Raw genomic sequence first — 21,570 nt, 5'->3', positions numbered from 1 at the left:
ACAATCGGGAATACGCCCCCATGCCGCATCCGCTCGATACCTTCTTCGCCCCAAAAAGCATCGCGCTGATCGGCGCCTCGCGCGATCACGAGAAGATTCCCGGGCGGCTGCTCGCGATGCTGCGCAAGAACGGCTATCCCGGCGCGCTCTATCCGATCAATCCGAACTATGACGAGATCGACGGGCTGAAATGCTTCAAGTCGGTCGCCGAGATCGGCGCGCCGATCGATCTTGCCGTTATCGTCATTCCCGCCCGTGCGGTGCTGCCGGCGCTGGAGCAGTGCGCGGCCGCCGGTGTGAAGAATGCGGTCATCATCTCGTCCGGCTTCGCCGAAGAGGGCGGCGACAGCGCTGACATGCAGGACGCGATCGTGGCGCTGGCGAAGCGGACCGGGATGCGGATCAGTGGGCCCAACGCGGAAGGGTTTTACAGCCAGGCGCAGAAGGTCGCCGCGACCTTCAGCCCGACCGTCGACGTCAAGCCGGAGGCACCCGATCTGGTCGCCGGCAAGCGGCGCATCGGCATTGTCGCGCAGAGCGGCGGCATCGGCTTTGCGATCTATCATCGCGCCAAGGCGCTCGGGGTTGCGCTCAGCTATGTCGTCAGCGCCGGCAATGAGAGCGATCTCGGCGCCGGCGAGTTCCTCGACTACATGGTGCAGGATGCCTCGACCGACGTGATCCTGCTGTTCATCGAGGGTATCCGCGACGTCGACAAGTTCCTGGTGGCGGCCAAGCGCGCGGCGGAGCTCAAAAAGCCCGTCATCGTAACTAAAGTGGGCCGCTCCGGCGCCGGCGAGCGCGCGGCGGCCTCGCACACCGCGAGCATGGCGGGCTGGTCGGCGGCCTATGATGCGGTGTTCGCGAAATACGGCTTCATCGTGTCCAACGATCTCGACGAGGCCGTGACGATTGCTGCCGTGTTGACCACCAATCCGCTGCCGAAGGGCGATCGCGTCGCGGTGCTGACGGTGTCCGGCGGCGCCGGCATCTGGGGCGCCGATACCGTCTCGATGCAGGGCCTGCGGGTGCCAGAGCTTTCAGCCGCGATCCAGAGCCAGATCAAGCAATGGATGCCGTCCTACGGCGCGGCGGGCAATCCGGTCGACGTCACCGCGCAGGGCGTCTCCTCCGGCGGGCTGCAGAAGAGCATCGAGCTGTTCGATACGTCTGATGAAGTGGACGCGACGCTGGTCGTGCTGTCGCTGTCGAGCGAGACGCGGATGCCGTTCAAGGAAGCCGAGCTGAAGCCAGTGATCGCGGCGCAGAACAAGCCGGTGGTGTTCTACTCCTACACGCTGCCGTCGCAATTCGCGCGGCAGGAGCTTGCCAAGTCGGGCGTCGTAGTGCTCTCGGGGCTGACCCATGTCGGCGTCGCGATGCGGCGGCTGGCTGATTATGCCGGCTTCAAGCCTGCACCGGAGATCGCGGCATCAGCGTCGCCGGCGCACGATCTCTCCCGGCATCTCACGTCGAAGACGCTGTCCGAATATGACAGCAAATCGCTGCTGCGCGCGGCCGGCATTGCGCTGCCGGATGAGGTGCTGGTGACCGACCGCGACGGGCTCGACGCTGCGATCGAGCGCGCCGGATTTCCACTGGTCATGAAGATTCAGTCGCCCGCGATCGCGCATAAGAGCGAGGTCGGCGGCGTCCGCGTCAACATCGCCGCCAAGGGTGCGGCATTCACGGCCTATCGCGACATGCTGGAGACGGTGCAGAAGCAGCGGCCGGGCGCTGAAATTCAGGGCGTGCTGGTCGGGCCGATGGCGAGGCGAGGCGTCGAGATCATCATCGGCACCATGCTGGACGCGACCTTCGGGCCTATGGTGATGGTGGGGCTCGGCGGCATCACCACCGAACTGTTCAAGGACGTGGCCTATCGCCCCGCGCCGGTGAGCGCGGCTGAAGCGGCCACGATGCTGGAGACGCTGAAGGCCGCGCCGCTGCTGCACGGCTTCCGCGGCGCGCCGAAGGCGGATGTCGCGGCACTGGTGCGGTTGATCTCGCAGATTTCGGTGCTGGCGGCGCAGCACCGAGGCGAGATCGCCGAGATCGAGGTCAATCCGGTGCTGGTGCACCCGGAAGGGCAGGGCGTGACGATCGTCGACGCGCTGGTGGTGCCGAGGGGTTAGCGTACTATCTCCCCACCGTCGTCCCTGCGAAAGCAGGGACCCATAACCACCGAATGGTGTTGGCGGAGCAAGGTAACGCCGCTTGTGCCCTTTCCGCTGGCCGCGGCGTATGGGTCCCTGCTTTCGCAGGGACGACCATGTTGAGAGAGAACGGCCGTTGAGAGAGAAAGGCCTCACCGCCCCTTGAAGTTGGCGACGCGGCGTTCGGCCGTCGCCTTGACGCCTTCCTTGAAGTCTTCGGTCGCGCGCAGCTTGGTCTGCTCGGCGAGCTCATGGTTGGTCGCGGCGAGCACGCGGTCGGCGAGGCCGGCGCGCATGGTGGCGCGGGTCGAGACCAGGCCGAGCGGCGAGCATTCGGCGATCTCCTGCGCGAGCTTCATCGCTTCCGCTCGCACCTGGTCCTGCGGCACCAGCACGTTGGCGAGGCCCCAGCGATAGGCTTCTTCGCCGGTGACGCGGCGGCTGGTGTAGAACATCAGCTCGGCATTGTTCTTGCCGATCAGCTCTGGCAGCGTCGCGGTCAGGCCGAAGCCCGGATGGAAGCCGAGCTTGGTGAAGTTGGCCGAGAAGCGCGCCTCGGGGCAGGCGACGCGGAAGTCGGCGGAGACGGCAAGGCCGAGGCCGCCGCCGATCGCGGCGCCATGGATCGCCGCGACGATCGGCTTCTTGTTGCGGAAGATGCGCACCGCCTGGACGTAGAGATGGTTGATCGGCAGGTTGGAAGCCGGATCGCTCTTGGCGCGCTCCTCCTGCTCCTGGCGGGCCGGATCGCCGAAATTGGCGCCGGCGCAGAACGCCTTGCCCTGGGCGGCGAGCACCGAGGCGCGGATCTCGATATTGTTGTCGAACTCCTCCAGCGCGTCGGCGATCTGGTTGATCAGCGCGACGTCGAAGAAGTTCAGCGGGGGTTTTCGGATTTCGATCAGGCCGACATGGCCGTGGGTTTCGACGCCGATATCAGTGTACTTGGTCATGATCTGTCCTCGTTGAATTAGCGCAGGCGAGCCCGCGCGGCTAGCGCAGGCCAAGTCCGCGGGCGATGATGCCGCGCAGCACTTCGGTCGTGCCGCCCTGGATCGTCAGCTTGGGCGCGGTCTTGATGGCGAAATCGAGCTGCTTTTCCAGCGTCTCGCGGTTGGTCGCGGTCTCCTCGACGAATGCGGCGAGATCGCGCACGCGATGCGGCAGCTGCTGCTCCCACACCGTGCCGATGTCCTTGACGATGGAAGCTTCGACCACCGGCTCCTTGCCGGCCTGCAGCATGCCCGCGACCGATACCGACATGCGACGCATGGTATGAACCTGCGCCACCAGGCGTCCGATGCCCTCGGCGCTGCGGGTGTCCGGATTCTTGCCGACCGCGCGCACGAGCTCGGTGAGCACGTAATAGGTCTCGAGGAAGCGCTCGGGACCACTCCGCTCATAGGCGAGCTCCGACGTTGCCTGCTTCCAGGCGCCGTCGACCTCGCCCAGCACGTGATCGTCGGGGACGAAGTAGTCGGTGAACACGACCTCGTTGAATTCGAACTGGCCGGTGATCTGGCCGATCGGATTCACCTGGATGCCCGGCTGCTTCATCTTGACCAGGAACTGGGTCAGGCCGTGGCGGCGGTTTTCCTTGGTCGGCGGCGAGGTCCGGAAGATCGCGATCATGTAGTCGGCGATGTGCGCCGACGAGGTCCAGATCTTGGTGCCATTGATGAGATAGCCGCCGTCGGTCTTGGTCGCGCGGGTCTTCGCCGCGAACAGGTCGGAGCCGGAGTTCGGCTCGCTCATTCCGATGGCGAAGCAGACCTCGCCGCGGCAGATCCGCGGCAGGATGTCCATCTTGATGTGCTCGGGGGCGTATTTCAGCAGCACCGGCCCGCTCTGGCGGTCGGCGACGAAGAAGCGCCGGGTCGGCGCGTTCGCGACCCGCATCTCCTCGGTGACCACATAGCGCTCGAGGAACGAACGTTCCTGGCCGCCATATTTCTTCGGCCAGGTCATGCCGAGCCAGCCCTTGGCGCCGACGCGGCGGGAGAATTCCGGCGCGTCATTGTCCTCGCGGTTCGGCGCGTGGGGATCGAAGGTGCCGGCGGCGATTTCCTCGGCGAGGAAGGCGCGCACCTCCTTGCGGAGCTGCTCGCACTTTTCCGGCAGGCGGATCGGATCGAAACGAAGGGCTGCAGTCATGATGTCCAGTCCTGATCTTTCTGCCTGATCTCAGCGCGAAGCCACCAGCGGCCACAATTCATCGGCGCCACGATTCGCGACGAGCTTGCCGAGCTCGACCGCCCAGTAGCTCTCCGAGCCGAAATCGTCGCGCCAGGCGAGCGCCCGCAGCGAATAGCGGTGCAGGATGTGCTCGATCGTGAAGCCGATCGCACCATGCACCTGGTGGGCGATGCTGCTGCCTTTCTCCGCCGCTTCCGAGCAGCGGATCTTGGCCGCTGCGGCCTCCAGGAACACCGCATCGGTGTCCAGCGACTTGGCGCTGACGATCGTGTCGGCGGCCGAGGTCGCGGCGGCGAGTGCCGCGGCGTTTTCGCCGGCGAGCCGGGCGAGGTTGTGCTGCACCGCCTGGAATTTCGAGATCTTCTTCTCGAAGGCGACGCGCTCGTTGGAATAGCGCACGGAGATGTCGAGCATCGCTTCCAGCGCGCCGGCGATCTGCAGGCTGCGCACCACGCCGCCCATCAGCATCAGCGTGGTCTGGTCAAAACCCTTCGGCGCCGGCCTGGTCGTGACCGGCTGCACCTTGTCGAGCGTGACGGTGTCGTTGTGATCGCCGCCTAGCCCGACGCCGGATTCGATCCGGCCCTTCGCGGCGTCGACCAGCGCAATCGACACCCCGCCATTGCCAACAGCCAGCACCGCGAAATGCTTTGCGTCCTTGGCAAACGGCACGCCGCGGGCCCGGCCGGAGAGGCTGCCGTCGGCGTTGAGCGTGACGCGGTCCTTCGGGCTTGCCGGCAGCACGGTCATCTCGCCTTCGGGGGAGTTTATCTTGCCCTGCGTCAGCAGCCAGCCGGCCAGCATTGTTTCGGCCAGCGGAACAGCGATCGCATGTCGCCCGGCGACGTTGAGGACGCTAAATCCCTCGGCAAGACTGGCGCCGGAACCGCCGAGATCGTCGGGCACCCAGGACAGCGGCAGGCCGGCTTCGGTCAGCGCCTGCCACAGCGGCGCCTTCCATGCGCCCTGCTTGTCGTGATTGATGGTTTGGGCATCCGCGAGATCGGCGAAAATCTTTTCCGCGGTCTCGGCGACGATGTTCTCACTCTCCGCCACAGCGTTCCTCGTGTTGATTGGCTCGGGCTGGCCGTTCGGCCATGCCCTGCTTGCGATGTTGTCTTGCGCTCAATGATGCGGAAAAGCCATAGCCGTGACAAGCGCTGCCCGCAGGGCCACTTGCGCGGATGGCATGAAGCCGGACGCCTTGCACGAATTCCGCATTGTGAACTTTCGATGGTCCCTGTTTGTATGCCACGCACACGTGCAAACTGGCCGGTGACATCTGTTCAGTCCGCCAGATGAAACTCGATCGCCTTCCGCATCAGGTCGGCGAACTCGGTCTCCTGGGTGACCAGCGCGTCGTTCAATCCGGCCACGCATAGCACCAGCGGTTCGTTCGATTCCGCTGATGGCGGCAGGTTCATGGCGACGGCGCCCGCGCCCGGCGTGACCAGGCCGAGCGAGAAGGCGTGCCCCTTGGCGCGGACCTTCTTCAGCTCCAGCAGCAGCGCCTTGATGTCGACCTGCCGATCGGGCCGGGTCTCGTTGGCATTGATCAGGCGCACCAGGCGGCGCACCTCCTTGTCGGGATAGGCCGACAGCAGCGCGTAACCCGATGCCGATCGCGCCAGCGGCCGCAGCGTTCCGGCCTTGACATACAGCCGCATCGGCAGCTTGGCCTGAATGATATGGACATACTGCGCGCTGAGCCCGTTGCGCACCGCGAGCATGATGGTCTCCCCGGTCCGCGCGGAGAGCTCTTCCATCAAATTGACCAGGCGTCCCTTCGTGAACAACGCCGGGCTCAGCCAGTGCCCCAGCATCGAGATTCGCGGCGTCGGGATATAGGTGCGGCGGCTGGTGTCATAGTGGAGATAGCCGAACGCCGTCATCGTTCGCATCAACGCCGAGGTGCTGGATTGCGGGAACTTGAGCGCGGCCGCGACCTCGATCGCGGAAGCGGCGCGCTGGTGCTCCTCGAAGAATTCGAGCACATCGAACACGCGCCGCGCCGACTTGACCGCATTGTCCATCTTCGGCAGGTCGCGCGAGGTGTCGCCGGGGAAATCGGGGCGATCGAAAGTCCGCGGGCCGGCGGCTGCGCCGGCCTTCGCCACATCCTTCTTCGCCACCGGCATCGCTATCGTCCCTGCTGCGCCACCCGCCGCTTCAGCCACCAGCCATATTGCTCGGGCCAACTCGTCCACTCCGGATCGCATCCGAGCGCAAGTGCCGTCTGCGCGGGCCAGTTCGGATTCCACAGCAGTTCGCGGCCGAGCGCAATAAGCGTCGCCTTGCCGTCCCGCAAAATGGCTTCGGCGTAGTCCGGTTCGCGGATCAGCCCGACCGCCACCGTCGGCATGCCGGCTTCCTTCTGGATGCGCGCGGCGAACGGCACCTGGAAGCCCGGGGTTCGCGACACCAGCGAATTGCCGCGCGGCAATTTCATGCCGCCCGACGAGCAGTCCACCATGTCGATCCCGATCGCCTTCAGCTCGGTCGCAAACGCGATCGAGTCCTCGATTCCCCAGCCGATGTCGACGCCGTCGACCGACGAGATGCGGACGAAGGCCGGCAGATGGTCCGGCCATTCCTCGCGCATGATCGCCGCGATCCGCAGCGGCAGGCGCATGCGGTTCTCGCGCGATCCGCCATACTCGTCGTTGCGGTTGTTCGCCAGCGGCGACAGGAACGAGTGCATCAGATAGCCGTGCGCGCAGTGCAGCTCGATGACGTCGTAACCGGCCGCCCTCGCACGGCGAAACGCCTGGCGATAGTCGTCCACCAGGGCATCGATCTGCTCTGACGTCATCATCTGCGGCGAGGGCCAGCCGTCGTCGAAGGGAATGCCGCTCGAGGCCGCGATCTGCCACGGGCCTTCGCCGCGCGCCTTGATGTCGGCCTCACCCAGCGGGTTGCCGCCTTCCCACGGCCGCTGCGACGAGCCCTTCCGGCCACCATGTGCGATCTGGATCGCGGCCTTGGCGTTGAAGCTGTGGATCAGCGCGGCGAGGGCGGCGTGGTCCGCGATGTGCGTATCGTCCCAGATGCCGAGGCATCCATGGGTGATGCGCCCCTGGGTGTTCACCGAGCTCTGCTCGACGAACACGAGGCCGGCGCCGCCGGCGGCGAGCTTGCCGATATGCGCGGTGTGCCAATCGGTGGCGCGCCCCTCCCGCGCCGAATAGGTCGCCATCGGCGAGACCATGATCCGGTTCTTCAGTTCGAGGTCGCGCAGTTGCAGCGGGGTAAAGAGCAGCGGCAGCTCGGTCATGCGATCTCCAGCCTTGCTTGTGGTTTCTTGCCTGTGATGTGTGGGTTCGTGGGCGATCATTTCTTCAACAGCGGGCAGGCGCTCTCCTCGGGCGTCGCAAACGCCTCCTTGCCCGGGATCACCTGAACCAGCTTCTCGTAGTCCCAGGCGCCCTTCGATTCGGCCGGCGACTTCACCTGCACGAGATACATGTCGTGGATCAGCTGACCGTCCTCGCGCAGGAATGCGTTGCGGGCGAAGAAATCGTCGATCGGCATGTCCTTCATTTGCGCGATCACCTTGGGGCCGTCGTCGGTGCCGGACTTCTCGACCGCCTTGAGATAGTTCATGACCGCGGAGTAGAGACCGGCCTGCACCATGGTCGGCCGCTTCTTGGTCCTGGCCATGAAGCGCGCGGCAAAGTCGCGGGTCTTGTCGTCGAGATCCCAATAGAAGGCGGTCGCGAGCTGCAGCCCCTGGGCTGCCTGCAAGCCGATCGCGTGGATGTCGCTGGTCTGCATCAGGAAGGCCGCGAGCTTTTGCGTGTGCGCCATCCCGAATTCCTGCGCCTGCCGGATCGAGTTGGCGAGGTCGCCGCCGGTGTTGGCAAAGGCGATCACGTCGGCCTTCGAGCTCTGGGCCTGCAGCAGATAGGACGAGAAATCCATGCTGTTGAGCGGATGCCGCACCTCGCCGGCGATGCTGCCGCCGACCTTCTCCACGGTCCTGGCCGCGTCGTTGCGCAGCGCATGGCCGAAGGCGTAGTCGACCGTGACGAAGTACCAGCTCTTGGCGCCCGATTTGGCCAGCGCCCGAACCGTGCTGTTGGCGAGCGCATAGGTATTGTAGGTCCACTGCACCGAATTCGCCGAACAGCCCTTGCCGGTCAGATCGGAGGAGCCGGCCGACGACACCAGCATCGCCTTGTTCTTCTGCTTGGTGAGCTCGAGCACGGCGAAAGCGACCGCGGAATTGGCGAAATCGACGATGACGTCGACATTCTCCTGCTCGTACCAGCGCCGCGCGATGCCGGCGCCGATATCCGCCTTGTTCTGATGGTCGGCATCGACCATGGCGATCGGCTTGCCCAAAACCTTGCCGCCGAAATCCGCGATCGCCATCCGGACCGCTTCGACCGCGCCGGGGCCGGCAGCGTCGGCGTAGAGGCCGGCCTGATCGGTCAGCACGCCGATCTTCACCGCGTCGTCGGAAATCTGCGCGTGGGATGGTGCGGCGAAGACGACTGAGAGGATTGCAGCGCTCGCGGCCATCCATCCGTATCTCGATGTCATTGTCCCTGGTTTCCTCTACTTCGATTGCCTTATGGCGTTGGTCTTGTCTTGCCGCAGGTCGATCATGCCCGGATGCGACTGCGGATCCCTGTCCGCGCCGAGCAGCACGTGTTTCTGGATCTTGTTGGTCGAGGTCAGCGGCAGCTCCGCCACGAAGGCGATCCACGCCGGCAGCTTGAACGCCGCCAGGCGTTCGCGGCAGAAATGGAAGATGTCTTGCGCGAGCTCGCGTGCAGCATCGGTGCCGTCGTTGATCACGATGAAGGCCGCAACTTCCTCGTCGCGGATCGGATCGCGCGCGGCGACGACTGCGGCCTGCTTGACCAGAGGCGACGTCGTCAGCACGGCCTCGACCTCCGCCGCCGAGATGTTCTCGCCGGCGCGCCGAACCAGGTGCTTCAGCCGGTCGACGAACACGAAGGCGCCGTCCTCGTGCTGCCAGGCGCTGTCGCCGGTGTGAAACCAGCCGCCGCGCCAGGCCTGCTCGGTGGCCTCGGGGTCCTTCAGATAGCCGGAGAAGAAGCCGCGCCGCGGCGTCGCTTCCGAATGGCGTACGCAGAGCTCACCGACTGCGCCTGCCGGCAGCGCATTGCCGTCGGCATCGAGGATGATCATTTCGAGGCCGGGGACGCTGCGACCGATTGTGTTGGTCTCGAGATGGCGCGGCTCGACCGTGTTGAACGGACTGCGTCCGGTCTCCGTCATGCCCCAGCCTTCGACGAAGGGGATGTCGAAGCGTTCGCGAGCCCGCGCGCGCTGCTCGGGATTGGCGCCGACGCCCATCGAGAAGCGCAGCGCATGGGCTTTCTCGTCCGGCGTCTCCGGCTGCGCCAGCAGGGCCGCGACGATCACGCCGAGATAATGCAGCACGGTTGCCCGGCACGCGACGATGTCGCGCCAGGCATGTTTCGCGTTGAAGCGTTCCGGCAGGATCAGACAGCCGCCGGTCAGCATCATCGCGATCGGGGTCAGCGTCAGGCCGGCCATGTGAAACAGCGGCAGCGGGCTGTACAGGCGCTCCGTTCCTGCATGATACGTCGCTTCGCCGCCGTGGCTGATGTACCAGCGGCCGGTCGAGACCACGTATTCATTGGTCAGGATGCATCCCTTCGGGCGCGCCGTCGTGCCTGACGTGTAGAGCAGCGCAGCCTCGGTCTCGCTTCCCGGCTCGCCGGCGTGCGGTGGTGGCCGCCTGGCCGGCGGGACTTTCTCGATGCCGGCGCCGAGATCGTCACCGGAGACGGTGAGCAGCGGAACGTCGCCGGTCAACGCTTTCTGCAATTCCTTCTGATCGGCCAGCGTGACGATCAGGTCAGGCTCGGCATGCGCGATCAGGTACGCGATTTCCGCCGCGCGATAGGCCGGGTTGATCGGAACGATCGAGACGCCGAGGCCGTTGAGCGCCAGCCAATGCACGATGAAATCGGGCCGGTTCTCCAGCAGCAGGCAGGCGCGGTGTCCGTGGCCGAAGCCTGCTGCGCGGTACTGATCGCGCAATGCGCAGACCTGCCGCGCAATGGCGCCATAGGACAGTTCGACGCCATCGGGAAAGTATGCGCGGTCGGGACGCGCGGGAATGCAGAGAAAGGGTTTGAACGCTGCCGCATCGGATGTCGCAGCGAACGTGCTGAACACGGTGTACATCGTGGCGAAACTTCCCTCTGACGGCCGCTGATCGATGTCAACGATGCCGATCCGAAAGAGCCGGGTGCTTCGTTGAGCGCATTTGTCATGCGATCGCGACGTTGCGCGGAAGCTATAAGGACGAATAATATGCTGTCAAATCCATTATGAGTTTCCATAAAACTCATATGTAATTTGAAGCCAAAATCGGAGGTAACGAGATGAAGATGCACATGTTGTCGGGCGGCCGTCTCCAGATGTCGAAGCGGACTTATCTGCCTGACGCGGCGCGCGGCGAGATGATCGAGCTTCCGGTGTCCTGCGTGCTGTTGCGGCACACGCAAGGCAATGTGCTGTTCGATACCGGATGCCATCCCGATGTCGCGACCGATCCTGAAGGACGGCTCGGCACGCTGGCCAAATACATGCGCCCGATCATGCCGGCGGACGACCATGTGCTGACGAGCCTGAAGGCCGTTGGCCTCGGCCCCGACGACATCGACGTGGTGATCTGCTCCCACCTGCACACCGACCATTGCGGCTGCAACGCCTTCTTCAAGAAGGCGACGATCTTCGTGCACGCACTCGAGGTCGAGGCGGCGAATGCCGATAACGCGTTCGATCGCGGATACATCAAGGCGGATTGGGATCATCCGCTGAAGATGGAGATCTTCGATAAGCAGATGGATGTGTTCGGCGACGGCAAGCTCACGCTGGTCCCGCTGCCCGGCCACTCGAAGGGAACGACCGGCGCGCTGGTCAAGCTCGACAACAGCGGCGAATTCCTGCTCGCCTCCGACGCGCTCAGTGTGCGCGCCAATCTCGACCAGCGGACTTCACCGAAGAACAGTCTCGATGTCGACCAGTTCCTGAAGTCGCTCGACGAGATCGCCAGGCTCGAGGCATCCGGCGTCAGGATCATCTGCGGCCATGACGAGGCGCAGTGGGCCAGCCTGCAAAAGGGGCCGAATGCCTATACGTGAAGGTTTGGCGCGGTTTGCAGATGCTGTCTCACGCGATATGGTGTGCCGCCGCCGGAGTTCATCTGGCTCACAACAACAAGGAAAATGCAGATGTCCAAGGATGGTTTGTGCGCGATCGTGACGGGATCGGCATCGGGACTCGGCGCCGCCACCGCGCAAATCCTCGCCACGCAGGGCGCGCGCCTCATCATCAACTATTCCAACAGCAAGGCGGAAGCTGAAGCGACCGCGGAAGCCTGCCGCAAGCAGGGCGCCGAGGTGCTGGTGGTGCAGGGCGACGTCTCGCGCGATGAGGACTGCAAGAAGATCGCAGCCGCCGCGCAGGGCTGGGGCCGCCTCGACGTGCTCGTCAACAATGCGGGCACCACCAAGCACGTGCCGCATCACGATCTCGACGGCCTGACCGCGGAGGATTTCCAGCGCATCTACGCCGTCAACACCATCGGCCCGTTCCAGATGGTTCGTGCCGCGCGCGCGCTGCTCGAAGCCGGCGCGAAGGCATCTGGCCGTCCCTCGGCGGTGGTCAACGTCTCCTCGGTCGCCGGCATTTCCGGCGGTGGTTCGTCGGTCGCCTATGCCGCGAGCAAGGGCGCGCTCAACACCATGACGCAGTCACTGGCGCGCGCGCTGGCGCCGTTGATCCGCGTCAACACGGTGTGTCCGGGCTATATCGATACGCCCTGGTTCACCAAGGGGCGCGGCGAGACGGGCGCCAAGCAGGTGCGCGATGCCGTGGTCGCGCGGGTGCCGCTGAAGGTCGCATCAACGGCCGAAGATATCGCCAATCTGGTCTGCTTCCTGGCAAGCCCGGCCTCGAGCAACATGACCGGCGAGTTCGTCCGCATGGATGCCGGCATGCATCTGATTCAGTGAACTGGCTATCCACGTCTGCCGACCGTTACGGAAACGAAAATGCCCGGGCCAGGCCCGGGCATTTTGATTTTGGATCGATATTCGGTTTGCTGTGCTGTCACCTGTTTCCCGGATCCGGGATCACGCGCGCCGCGACCAGCCGATTCCAGATGAACAGCACCACCAGCGCGCCGATCGTGGCGGTGATGAAGCCGGCGCCTTGTTCGGGACCGTAATGGCCGATCGCCTGGCCGATGAAGGTCGCGAGAAACGCACCGGCGATGCCGAGCACGGTGGTGAGAATAAAGCCGCTTGGATTGTTCGGTCCCGGCGACAGGAACCGCGCGATGATCCCCGCGATAAAGCCGACGATGATGACCCAGATGATGCCGCCCATGACTGTCGTCCTCCTCAGATGGAATCAACGCTGCCGTCAGAGCCTGCGGTGCAACTCGTCGCCGCTCGGCAGCCGTCCGTCCGGCGTCAGGTGATTGATCGCGTCGGGCAGATACTGGCTCAAGCCCTGCAGCAGATCGTCGCGCGACAGGCCGCTCGTTGACGCCAGCGAGTCGATCTGGTCGGCGCCGAGCGCGTTGGCGAGATCGCCGGGCGCGATCTGCTTGTTGGGACCGTTGCTGACCCAGGAATTGGCCGCGTCGCCGTGACCCTTTTGCTGCAACTGGTTGAGCAGGTCGCCGAGGCCGCCGCTGAGCACGGTGCCGGCTGCGCCGCCGGCGAGCAGGCCACCAAGGCCGCCCTTCAGCAGATCACCGAGCCCGCCGCCACCGGCGCCGCCGGGCAGGCCTGCAGTGACGTTGCCGGGAGGAAGCGGCGGCGCCTGCGCCGGCTTCGGCTCAGGGGCGCTCGCGTCCGCCTGGTCGCCCGAGAAATGCTTGACCGCCTTCCATGCGAGCAGCGCGAGGATCGCCATCGTCATCGGCGACATTCCGCCGCCGCTGGAGCTGTCGGATGATGTGCTTGGCGCGCTCGGACCGCGCGGGCCGTTCTGCATGCCGTTGAGTACGTCCAGTAAACCCATGATCGTCTCCTGCCGCAACCGTGCCCCGAGCGGGAAACATAGCTTCCGCCCATGACGGTTACAAGGCGGGCCACCCGACCTGCGGTGCGTCGAAATAGGCAGGCAACCCAAGGTCTGCTATCGAGCCAATGATGAATGGACGTTCCAGATGAACCAGGACCGGCCGATCGGCATTGCGGGCGCCGGAAGCATCGGCTGCTTCGTCGGCGGCATGCTCGCGGCCGCGGGGCGCCGTGTCGCGCTGCTGGCGCGGCCGCGGCTGATCCGGGAGATCGCAGGCAACGGCTTGCGGATCAGCAGCTTTGACGGCTCCGAGCGGACGGTATCCGCGGACCGGCTCATTGTGTCCGACGATCCGTCGATCTTGTCCGACGTTCAGACCGTGCTGGTGACGGTGAAGAGTGCCGATACCGCCGCGATGGCCGATGTGATCGCGCGCCACGCGCCTGGCGATGCCGCGGTGATCAGCCTGCAGAACGGCGTCGGCAATGTGCCGCTGCTGCGCGACCGCCTGCCGGGCCGCAAGGTGCTCGGCGGCATGGTGCCGTTCAACGTGGTCACGCTCGGCGACGGCCGCTTCCATCGCTCGACCTCCGGCGACATCGTGATCGCGCAGGATGACGCGGGCACCGCGGCGCGGCTGTCGGTGCCCGGGCTTGCGATCAAGCCCACCGGCGATATCGACGGCGTGCAGTGGGGCAAGCTGATCGTCAATCTCAACAATGCGCTCAATGCGCTGTCCAATATTCCGCTGCGGCAACAGCTCGCGCAGCGCGGCTGGCGACGACTGCTTGCCGATCAGATGGCCGAGGGCCTGGCCGCGGTGCGCGCCGAAGGCATTGCGCCGGTGTCGCCGACGCCGCTGCCGTCGAGCTGGATGCCGTCTTTGCTGCGGCTGCCGGATGCGCTGTTCGACATGCTGCTCGGCCGCACCATGAAGATCGATCCCGAGGCGCGCTCCTCGATGTGGGAGGATCTGCAGCGCGGCCGCCGCACCGAGATCGACTATCTGCAGGGCGTGATCACCGCGATCGCGGATCGCCGCGGGCTCGCGGCGCCATTGTCGCGCCGCGTCATCGCGCTGATCCGGAAGGCGGAGGCGGACGGCAAGGGATCGCCGGGGCTGACGCCAGAACAGATCCGCGATGGCAGCGACCATGAACGCCGATGATCGTTCGCCACGTCGATCGAACAACAGAGGAGGTGACATCATGAAACGGTCCAGCATCATGCTGCTCACGCTTGTTGCGCTCGTGGCCGGCCCGGCCCGTGCGGCGCCGCCGACCGTGACACCGTCGCCTGGCTATGATGCGCGCTTGCAGGAGCAGCGCGCGGCGGCTGCGGCAGCAAGCCGAGCGGCCGTGCCTGCGCACAGATCGGTCGCGCCCCGACACCACAAGCGCACCCGCGCGCGCTGATCCATGACAGAGACGACCTCAGATGAAGCTGCTGTTCCTCGCGCTCACCTTCGTGTTTGGCTTCGCCACGGCCGCAGGCGCCGACGACTATGCCGGTTCGATCAGTGCCTACCGGCGCGCCAATCGCATGCCCGCGGTGAAGCTCGACGCGAAGCTGAACGCGATGGCGCTGAAGCAGGCGCAGGCGATGTCGGCGACCGGATCGGTCAGCCACTCCGCGGGCGGCAGCTTCTTCACGCGCATCGCGCCGCTCAAGAAGCAGCGCGCCGCCGAAAATATCGGCGCCGGCTTCATCGCCTTCGCCGAGATGCTGAAGCAGTGGGAGAATTCGCCCGGCCATCGCGAGAACCTGTTGATGCCGGGCGCCAAGCGCGTCGGCGTCGCCTTCGTCGACAACCCGAAGTCGCCGTACCGCAGGTTCTGGGCGATGGTGATTACCGATTGAGCCTGCGGTGTCATTCCGGGGCGGAGCGAAGCGACGAACCCGGAATCTCGACGGTAATGGCAGCGAGATTCCGGGTTCTCGCTTGCGCGAGCCCCGGAATGACTAAGCGAGTCGTCAGTTTCGCTTCGCAACCTTGGTCGGTGGCGGCGGTGTCGGCGTGAACAGCTTCTTCAGGCCGTCCAATCCCTCGGAAAGCCGCGGCCATTCGCAGGAGAACGTACCCTTCACGCAGTTGCTTGCCCGCGGCCGCGGCTCGGGAATAGGGACGGCAGCGACCCGCGGCTTGACCGGCCTTGCGGCGGGGACGGGGACTTTCGCAGTTTCACTGCGCACCGGCTCATTGTGCAATGACGCCTGCTGGATCTGCGGCGGCCGCACCGGCTGTGTCTCCTGCCGCTCGAGTTGCTTCGCATTGAACGCCGCGACGATACGCGAGCGCCGCTGCTGCTCGAGATAGCCGGTATATTCCTGGTCGATCTTCTTCTGCTCGTCCGGCGTCGGATTGGGACCGGCAATGTCGAAGCTGCGGTCCTGCATAAAGTCGTAATAAGTGTAACCGCCGCCGGGCTTGCGGCGGCCGGCGAACTTGGCGTTGCAATCGGCGAGTTGCGCGGTCTTGTCTTCCCTGGTCTTGGCCTTCTCGGCGAGGTCGGCGCAGTCCTCGAAGTCCTTCGGCCCGCCGCGCCACCATTGCGCGTGCGCGCTCATCGGCGCCAGCACGCAAGCGACGGCGAAAGCGGCAACAGCCAACGTCGATGATCGTGACGGCATCACGGACATTGAGACCAAACCCGAACGACACAGAGTGAGCAGATTGTCGCCATTTTAGTGACACTTGTCACCCGGGAACCCGACGATTTTCCTGACCTGTGGAATGTTGCTGCGGTTGATGGAACACAGCCTTCGCGATTGGAATAATTGAAGAATCTCATCGGAACGGGCCGGAGATCAGAACAATTCGCGTTTAATCGTTCACTTCACCCTGTGCAGCAACGCAACCAGTTCCGCCTGCCTGTGCGTGCCGGTCTTCTGGAAGATCGTCTTGAGCTGATTGCGCGCGGTGGCAAGGGCAACGCCGGCCTCCTGCGCGGCCGCTTCGACCGAATCGCCGCGTGCAAGCCGGGTGGCGAGGCGTGCCTGCGCCGGCGTCAGTTCGAACGTCGCCGCCAGCAGCGCCTGATCGAACGCCGCGCTGCCTTCGAGATCGCGGATCAACAGGATTGCGCGCGCCCCCAGGAACGGCGACCGCGCGGCCGGAGGCACCGGTTGGATCTGGATCACGATTGGCCGCTTGTCGATCCGGCGCACCACGATCGGCGACGACGGTAATGGGTGCAGGTCCGAGCTGTGGGCCAGCTGATCGATCAGCCTGGTCAGATCGGCATTGGCCTGCCGGTCGAGCAGCGTGAGGCGATTATTGCGGATCGCAAGGTCGTGGCCGAGACAGCTTTCCGCCTGGCTGTTCATGCCGATCACGGCGCCGAAGCGGCCGACCGCAATCGCGGCGACCTGGATCAGATCGAGCGCGCTGGTGATGCCTGAGAGCGCGGAGCGGCCGACGACGGCGGACAGCGTCGCGGCTTCCGTGAGCGGCGCCGACACCCTTCGCAGCGCCTTGATCTCGTCGGCGTCGAACAGGCCTTCCGTGGGTGAGCGCTGGATCGTCAGTGCCCACAATGCTGGGCCGGAGTGGAAGCCGACGGCCGCGAACCATTTCAGTCCGAACTCGCCGAGCGTAGCGTAGAGCGGATCGCGCAGCATCTCGGTTTCGGATTCGAACAGATCCGCATCGGTGATGACGTCGACGCCGGCGTGCATCAGCGGCACGCCGCGGGCCGCGCGGATGTCGGTGAGGTGAAGATTGTGCGGGAAGTAGGTCTTGGTGAAATACTCGGTGATCGAGTCCGTGCGCGGAATGTCTTCGGTGCGGATATCGCTCTGAAGCATCGCAGCGCCGGTCGCGCCGATGGCGGCGCAAACCTCGTCCATGAAGGACGGCCAGGTCGAGGGATCGAGAACCACATCGCCGAGGCGCGCGGTCACATCGTCAAGCCTGTGCAGGTCGACCAAAATTCAGCTCCGCCGATGCAAACAGCGTTGTTTTGTCAGGCGAAACAGGCTGTACCTCGTTGCGCCCGGTACCGGGCATAAGAAAACCGAGGGGCCCGATATGCAAGTTAAATCAGCGACAGGCTAGGGGTCGGGTCCGCAAGCACTGGCGAAACATGATCGAAAATCGGCGGGTCGGCTCGCCGGTACGATCCGGCCGCTACGATAAGTGACCTTCCTCACGGTGGTCGGCTTCGGTCAGCGCCACACGGCAGAAGCTGGCGGCGATCGCCACGACCTCCTCGACGGCTTGCGGGTATTGCTTCGACACCCAGCGCAGCGCGATCGAGATGACGGCGCCGACCATGCCGACCGAGAGCAGCGAGGCGGCTGCGCCCTTGCCGCGCTTCGCATCGAGCGTCGGCGGCACCAGGATGTCGCTGAAGACGCGCAGGGCGTCGAGCTTGACGGCATCGACCGCCGGACTGATGCCGGAAATTTCCAGCAGAAAGACCCGCGCAGGCTTCGGGTGCTGCTTCAGCCGCGTGAAATACAGCATCAGGGCGGCGCGCAGCTTCATCTCGGCATCGTCGCCCGCGGCTGCGGCGGCAGCGGTCATTTCCTCGTGCAGGTGGCCGACGACATGACCGTAGGCGGCGATCAGCAGGGCCTCGCTGTTGGCAAAGGACTCGTAGAAATAGCGCTCGGTCAGCTCGGCCGCCTCGCAGATCGCCTTCACCGTGGCGCCGCGATAGCCGACCTCGCCATAGACCTCGATCGCCGCATCGATCAGCTTGAGCCGCCGCTCGGTGCGGCGTTCCTCGGCGTCCATACCGCCATAGAGGCGGGCTTTCCGGCTGCTTGCCATGAAAGCCTATTGACACGAGGCATTGTCAGATGTCAAGTTATCTGACAATATACGTTGTCAATATTGCCACGGGAGAGGGGCAGGGCATGTCCGCTGATTTCGACGTGTTGATCGTGGGCGCGGGACTGTCGGGCATCGGCGCCGGCTACCATTTGCAGGCCAACTGCCCGAACCGCAGCTACGCCATTCTTGAAGGTCGCGACTGCATCGGCGGCACCTGGGACCTGTTCCGCTATCCCGGCATCCGCTCCGACTCCGATATGTACACGCTCGGCTATTCGTTCCGGCCGTGGACCGAGCCGAAGGCGATCGCCGACGGCCCCTCGATCCTGAACTATGTGCGCGAGACCGCGCGCGTCTACGGCATCGACAAGAACATCCGCTACAACCACCGTGTCGTGCGCGCCGACTGGTCATCTGCCGACTCGCAATGGACGGTCGAGGTCGAGCGCGGGCCGGAGAAGACGATCGAGCGCTTCACCTGCAACTTCCTGTTCATGTGCAGCGGCTACTACAAATATGAGCACGGCTACACGCCCGACTTCCCCGGCATCGCCGATTTCGCCGGCCGCGTCGTCCATCCGCAGAAATGGACCGACGACATCGACTATACGGCTAGGAAGGTGGTGGTGATCGGCAGCGGCGCGACCGCGGTGACGCTGGTGCCGGAAATGGCCAAGACCGCCGCCCATGTCACGATGCTGCAGCGTTCGCCGACCTATGTCGTGGCGCGTCCGGACGAGGACAAGGTCGCCAACTGGCTGCGCGCGCGGCTGCCCGCGAAACTCGCCTACGGCCTCACCCGCTGGAAGAACGTGCTGTTCGGCATGTATTTCTACCGGCTCTGCAAGCGCGATCCCGAGCGCGTGAAGAAGCTGATCCTCGGCGGCGTGCGTCACGCGCTCGGCCCCGACTACGACGTCGCCACCCATTTCACGCCGCGCTACAATCCGTGGGACCAGCGGCTCTGCCTGGTGCCGAACGGCGATCTCTTTCAATCCTTGCGCAACGGCGGATCTTCCGTCGTCACCGACCAGATCGAGACCTTCACGCGTGGGGGCATCAAGCTCAAGAGCGGCAATGTGCTCGACGCCGATATCGTGGTGACCGCGACCGGCCTCGATCTGCAGGTGCTCGGCGGACTCGAGATCAATGTCGACGGCGCGCGTGTCGATCTGTCGAAGACCATGAACTACAAGGGGCTGATGTACTCGGGCGTGCCGAACCTCGCCGCCGCCTTCGGCTACACCAACGCGTCATGGACGCTGAAATGCGACCTGACCTGCGAATATGTCTGCCGCATGCTCAACCACATGAAGGCGAACGGCTACGCGCAAGTCACGCCGCGGCGGAACGATCCGACCGTCACCGAACTGCCCTGGGTGGATTTCTCCTCGGGCTATATCCAGCGCGCCGCCGCCAGGTTCCCCAAGCAGGGCTCGCGCCGGCCGTGGCGGCTCTACCAGAATTATGCGCTCGATATCGTGACGCTGCGCTTCGGCTCGCTGAAGGATGAGGCCATCGAGTTTCTGCCGGCGCGTCGGGCGAGCGCGGATGCCGCCTCGAATCCGGCCCGGCAGGTGGCGTAACGCGCGACGCGCCAAACGCCGCGCAACTTCGCGCGCGTCCGTTGTGGCGCGGGCTGGCGATCACCCGGCAGCTCTGCTATGGGATGGCGACGCCCGTATGCTTTCGCTGCGGGCGGTGCGGTCCCGTAGCTCAGCCGGATAGAGCGACGGTTTCCTAAACCGTAGGTCGGAAGTTCGAGTCTTCCCGGGATCGCCATTTTTCGCTCGGCCGCGCGTTGTCGGCGAGGCTTTTGCACCATGCATTCCGGCGCGATCTGCCCGGCGTTTGCTCCCCCAAGTTCACCCGAGATCAGGTTCATCCCAAATTAGGGAAAGCCCGGGACAATGGGGAGGGGGCACCGGAAGACCGCGCGTATGCGAGCTAGCGTTCCAGAACGGGTTGAGCAGGGGGGCGGCGATGCCCTTCGCGATCCGCTGCGTTCAAAGGGCCGGCCGCTCGTCGTCGATGTCGACGAGGTCATGGTGCGGGGAAGCTCCGTCCCGGCCGATATCGCGTCCGATTTGATCGACCGCTTTCGCGCGTTCATTGCGGCGATCACCGCTCCCCTTGGACCGCAAGCGCGATCGACGCATGGTGTAGATCCATCGGGGCTCGATCCATCCCGGGCGCAATTCGACCACGACGCGGTGAGGTTCCTGCTGCAGGTGCTGGGCGAAGGCCGCCCGGTCTACCTTTGCTCGGAAACCCATCCCGAGCCGTTCGTCAGCGCGGTCGCCGAGCATCTTGGCGTCTTCACCGCCTGGGCCGCCCCGCCGGAACGTCAATTGCCGGCGGCACGGCGCAAAGAGCTGCCGCCCGTGCTTCGCCAGGGTTTTGACTATATCGGCAGCGCGGCGGTCGTGTTGCCCGATTCCGCATCGCGCCTCGCCCGCCCCGGTCGATCCGAGTCGCCCGCGCCCGCGCAAGTCGGCATGCGCGTCAGTATGCGCGGCTGGCTGAAGCTGTTCAGGGTGCATCAATACGCGAAGAACGCCGTTGTGCTGGTGCCGCTGCTAACCGCACACAAATTCGCATCGGGATCGGCCGCGACGTCGCTGCTTGCCGTGATCGCATTCTCACTCTGCGCGTCGGGCGCCTACATTCTGAACGATCTTCTCGACGTCGAGGCCGACCGCGCGCATCCGACCAAGCGCAACCGTCCGATCGCAAGCGGCGCCATCCCAGCATCGCAAGCCGTCGGCGCGATGGCCCTGGCGCTGGTCGCCGCATTTGCGATCGCAATGTCGATATCGATCGAGTTCGGCGGCGTCCTGCTCGGCTATTTCGCGCTGACCACCTCCTATTCGTTCTGGCTCAAGCGCATCGCGACCGTCGACGTCGTCGTGCTCGCCACGCTTTACACCGTCCGCGTGATCGGCGGCGCCGTCGCGATCAGCGTGCCGATGTCGGAATGGCTGCTTGCGTTCTCGCTGTTCATCTTCATGTCGCTGGCGCTGGTGAAGCGCTACATCGAGCTCGCCAGCCAACCGGACGGCGCCGTGCTGGCGGCGCGCGGCTACCAGGTCGAAGACAAATCGATGATCGCGATCCTTGCCGCCGCGTCAGGTTTCAACGCCGTCGTGATCTTCACGCTCTACATCTCGTCCGATACGGTGCGCGCGCTTTACAGCCATCCGCAACTGCTCTGGGTCGGTTGTCCGATATTGATGTACTGGATCGGCCGCGTGATGCTGTTCGCGCAGCGCGGATTGATCGACGACGATCCGGTCATCTTTGCGCTGAGGGATCGCGTCAGCTGGGTCGCGCTCGGCGCGATCGGCGCCATCATGCTCGCCGCCATCTAGCGATGCCGGCGGCTGCGTTACC

General features: G+C 65.1%; 20 protein-coding genes and 1 tRNA gene. 9 read left to right on the top strand and 12 right to left on the bottom strand.

The annotated features are described in order from the left end of the window. Positions 1 to 20: 20 nt before the first annotated feature. On the top strand, positions 21 to 2,135 hold the full coding sequence (locus tag QJT82_RS25465; RefSeq protein ID WP_028341860.1) for an acetate--CoA ligase family protein: 2,115 nt from the start codon (positions 21 to 23) through the stop codon (positions 2,133 to 2,135). A 173-nt stretch (positions 2,136 to 2,308) separates the two neighbouring features. Here QJT82_RS25465 and QJT82_RS25460 read toward each other — a convergent pair whose 3' ends face one another. The 7 genes from QJT82_RS25460 to QJT82_RS25430 all read right to left on the bottom strand — a co-directional run bounded on the left by QJT82_RS25460 (position 2,309) and on the right by QJT82_RS25430 (position 10,541). Further along, positions 2,309 to 3,109, bottom strand: a complete 801-nt coding sequence (locus QJT82_RS25460) for an enoyl-CoA hydratase/isomerase family protein (RefSeq protein WP_028341859.1) — start codon at positions 3,107 to 3,109, stop codon at positions 2,309 to 2,311. 40 nt (positions 3,110 to 3,149) lie between these two features. Further along, positions 3,150 to 4,310 carry an acyl-CoA dehydrogenase family protein gene (locus QJT82_RS25455; protein WP_018269158.1) on the bottom strand — a complete coding sequence of 387 codons (1,161 nt, stop codon included), beginning with the start codon at positions 4,308 to 4,310 and terminating at the stop codon, positions 3,150 to 3,152. 30 nt (positions 4,311 to 4,340) lie between these two features. After that, a complete protein-coding gene (locus QJT82_RS25450; RefSeq protein ID WP_028341858.1) occupies positions 4,341 to 5,408 on the bottom strand; it encodes an acyl-CoA dehydrogenase family protein in 1,068 nt (355 codons plus the stop codon). A gap of 230 nt (positions 5,409 to 5,638) precedes the next feature. Beyond that, positions 5,639 to 6,490, bottom strand: a complete 852-nt coding sequence (locus tag QJT82_RS25445) for a helix-turn-helix domain-containing protein (protein ID WP_028341857.1) — start codon at positions 6,488 to 6,490, stop codon at positions 5,639 to 5,641. Between the two features lie 2 nt (positions 6,491 to 6,492). Further along, the gene (locus QJT82_RS25440; RefSeq protein ID WP_028341856.1) at positions 6,493 to 7,626 is read right to left on the bottom strand and encodes an NADH:flavin oxidoreductase/NADH oxidase; all 1,134 of its coding nucleotides are present in this window, start codon (positions 7,624 to 7,626) and stop codon (positions 6,493 to 6,495) included. Between the two features lie 56 nt (positions 7,627 to 7,682). Then, positions 7,683 to 8,897, bottom strand: coding sequence for an ABC transporter substrate-binding protein (locus tag QJT82_RS25435; RefSeq protein WP_028341855.1), 1,215 nt, complete (start codon positions 8,895 to 8,897; stop codon positions 7,683 to 7,685). Between the two features lie 15 nt (positions 8,898 to 8,912). After that, positions 8,913 to 10,541: an AMP-binding protein gene (locus QJT82_RS25430; protein WP_245288775.1), complete on the bottom strand. Its 1,629-nt coding sequence runs from the start codon at positions 10,539 to 10,541 to the stop codon at positions 8,913 to 8,915. 200 nt (positions 10,542 to 10,741) lie between these two features. Between QJT82_RS25430 and QJT82_RS25425 the strand changes: the two genes are divergently transcribed. Then, positions 10,742 to 11,503 carry an N-acyl homoserine lactonase family protein gene (locus QJT82_RS25425; protein ID WP_028341854.1) on the top strand — a complete coding sequence of 254 codons (762 nt, stop codon included), beginning with the start codon at positions 10,742 to 10,744 and terminating at the stop codon, positions 11,501 to 11,503. 90 nt (positions 11,504 to 11,593) lie between these two features. Then, entirely contained in the window at positions 11,594 to 12,376 is a 783-nt protein-coding gene (locus QJT82_RS25420) for an SDR family oxidoreductase (RefSeq protein WP_028341853.1), read from the top strand. Positions 12,377 to 12,473: 97 nt separating this feature from the next. On the opposite strand, the gene QJT82_RS25415 is transcribed toward QJT82_RS25420, so the two are convergent. Together QJT82_RS25415 and QJT82_RS25410 are read right to left on the bottom strand one after the other, a co-directional pair. Beyond that, the gene (locus QJT82_RS25415) at positions 12,474 to 12,752 is read right to left on the bottom strand and encodes a GlsB/YeaQ/YmgE family stress response membrane protein (RefSeq protein ID WP_028336227.1); all 279 of its coding nucleotides are present in this window, start codon (positions 12,750 to 12,752) and stop codon (positions 12,474 to 12,476) included. Positions 12,753 to 12,788: 36 nt separating this feature from the next. Next, a complete protein-coding gene (locus QJT82_RS25410; protein WP_028341852.1) occupies positions 12,789 to 13,394 on the bottom strand; it encodes a YidB family protein in 606 nt (201 codons plus the stop codon). Between the two features lie 148 nt (positions 13,395 to 13,542). On the opposite strand from QJT82_RS25410, the gene QJT82_RS25405 reads away from it, so the two are divergent. From QJT82_RS25405 to QJT82_RS25395, 3 genes are read left to right on the top strand one after another with little or no spacing between them, the layout of a single operon-like run. Continuing rightward, positions 13,543 to 14,565: a 2-dehydropantoate 2-reductase gene (locus tag QJT82_RS25405; protein WP_028341851.1), complete on the top strand. Its 1,023-nt coding sequence runs from the start codon at positions 13,543 to 13,545 to the stop codon at positions 14,563 to 14,565. Between the two features lie 40 nt (positions 14,566 to 14,605). Further along, the gene (locus QJT82_RS25400; protein ID WP_028341850.1) at positions 14,606 to 14,812 is read left to right on the top strand and encodes a hypothetical protein; all 207 of its coding nucleotides are present in this window, start codon (positions 14,606 to 14,608) and stop codon (positions 14,810 to 14,812) included. Between the two features lie 22 nt (positions 14,813 to 14,834). Continuing rightward, positions 14,835 to 15,257 carry a CAP domain-containing protein gene (locus QJT82_RS25395; RefSeq protein ID WP_028341849.1) on the top strand — a complete coding sequence of 141 codons (423 nt, stop codon included), beginning with the start codon at positions 14,835 to 14,837 and terminating at the stop codon, positions 15,255 to 15,257. Positions 15,258 to 15,371: 114 nt separating this feature from the next. Here QJT82_RS25395 and QJT82_RS25390 read toward each other — a convergent pair whose 3' ends face one another. The 3 genes from QJT82_RS25390 to QJT82_RS25380 all read right to left on the bottom strand — a co-directional run bounded on the left by QJT82_RS25390 (position 15,372) and on the right by QJT82_RS25380 (position 18,174). Next, a complete protein-coding gene (locus QJT82_RS25390) occupies positions 15,372 to 16,037 on the bottom strand; it encodes a hypothetical protein (protein ID WP_035631918.1) in 666 nt (221 codons plus the stop codon). Positions 16,038 to 16,229: 192 nt separating this feature from the next. Beyond that, complete coding sequence (locus QJT82_RS25385; protein WP_028341847.1) at positions 16,230 to 17,327, bottom strand: helix-turn-helix transcriptional regulator; 1,098 nt, start codon at positions 17,325 to 17,327, stop codon at positions 16,230 to 16,232. A 199-nt stretch (positions 17,328 to 17,526) separates the two neighbouring features. After that, positions 17,527 to 18,174, bottom strand: coding sequence for a TetR/AcrR family transcriptional regulator (locus QJT82_RS25380; protein ID WP_063607094.1), 648 nt, complete (start codon positions 18,172 to 18,174; stop codon positions 17,527 to 17,529). 86 nt (positions 18,175 to 18,260) lie between these two features. Between QJT82_RS25380 and QJT82_RS25375 the strand changes: the two genes are divergently transcribed. The 3 genes from QJT82_RS25375 (at position 18,261) to QJT82_RS25365 (ending at position 21,548) form a co-directional block, all read left to right on the top strand. Then, entirely contained in the window at positions 18,261 to 19,763 is a 1,503-nt protein-coding gene (locus QJT82_RS25375; protein ID WP_259245048.1) for an NAD(P)/FAD-dependent oxidoreductase, read from the top strand. Positions 19,764 to 19,882: 119 nt separating this feature from the next. Further along, a tRNA-Arg gene (locus QJT82_RS25370) sits at positions 19,883 to 19,959 on the top strand. Positions 19,960 to 20,117: 158 nt separating this feature from the next. Beyond that, complete coding sequence (locus tag QJT82_RS25365; protein WP_028341845.1) at positions 20,118 to 21,548, top strand: UbiA family prenyltransferase; 1,431 nt, start codon at positions 20,118 to 20,120, stop codon at positions 21,546 to 21,548. Positions 21,549 to 21,570: the final 22 nt, after the last annotated feature.

The organism is Bradyrhizobium sp. Mp19 (assembly GCF_029952935.1).
GTDB classification, from domain to species: domain Bacteria; phylum Pseudomonadota; class Alphaproteobacteria; order Rhizobiales; family Xanthobacteraceae; genus Bradyrhizobium; species Bradyrhizobium elkanii.
This window is presented reverse-complemented; position numbering and strand designations above follow the sequence as displayed.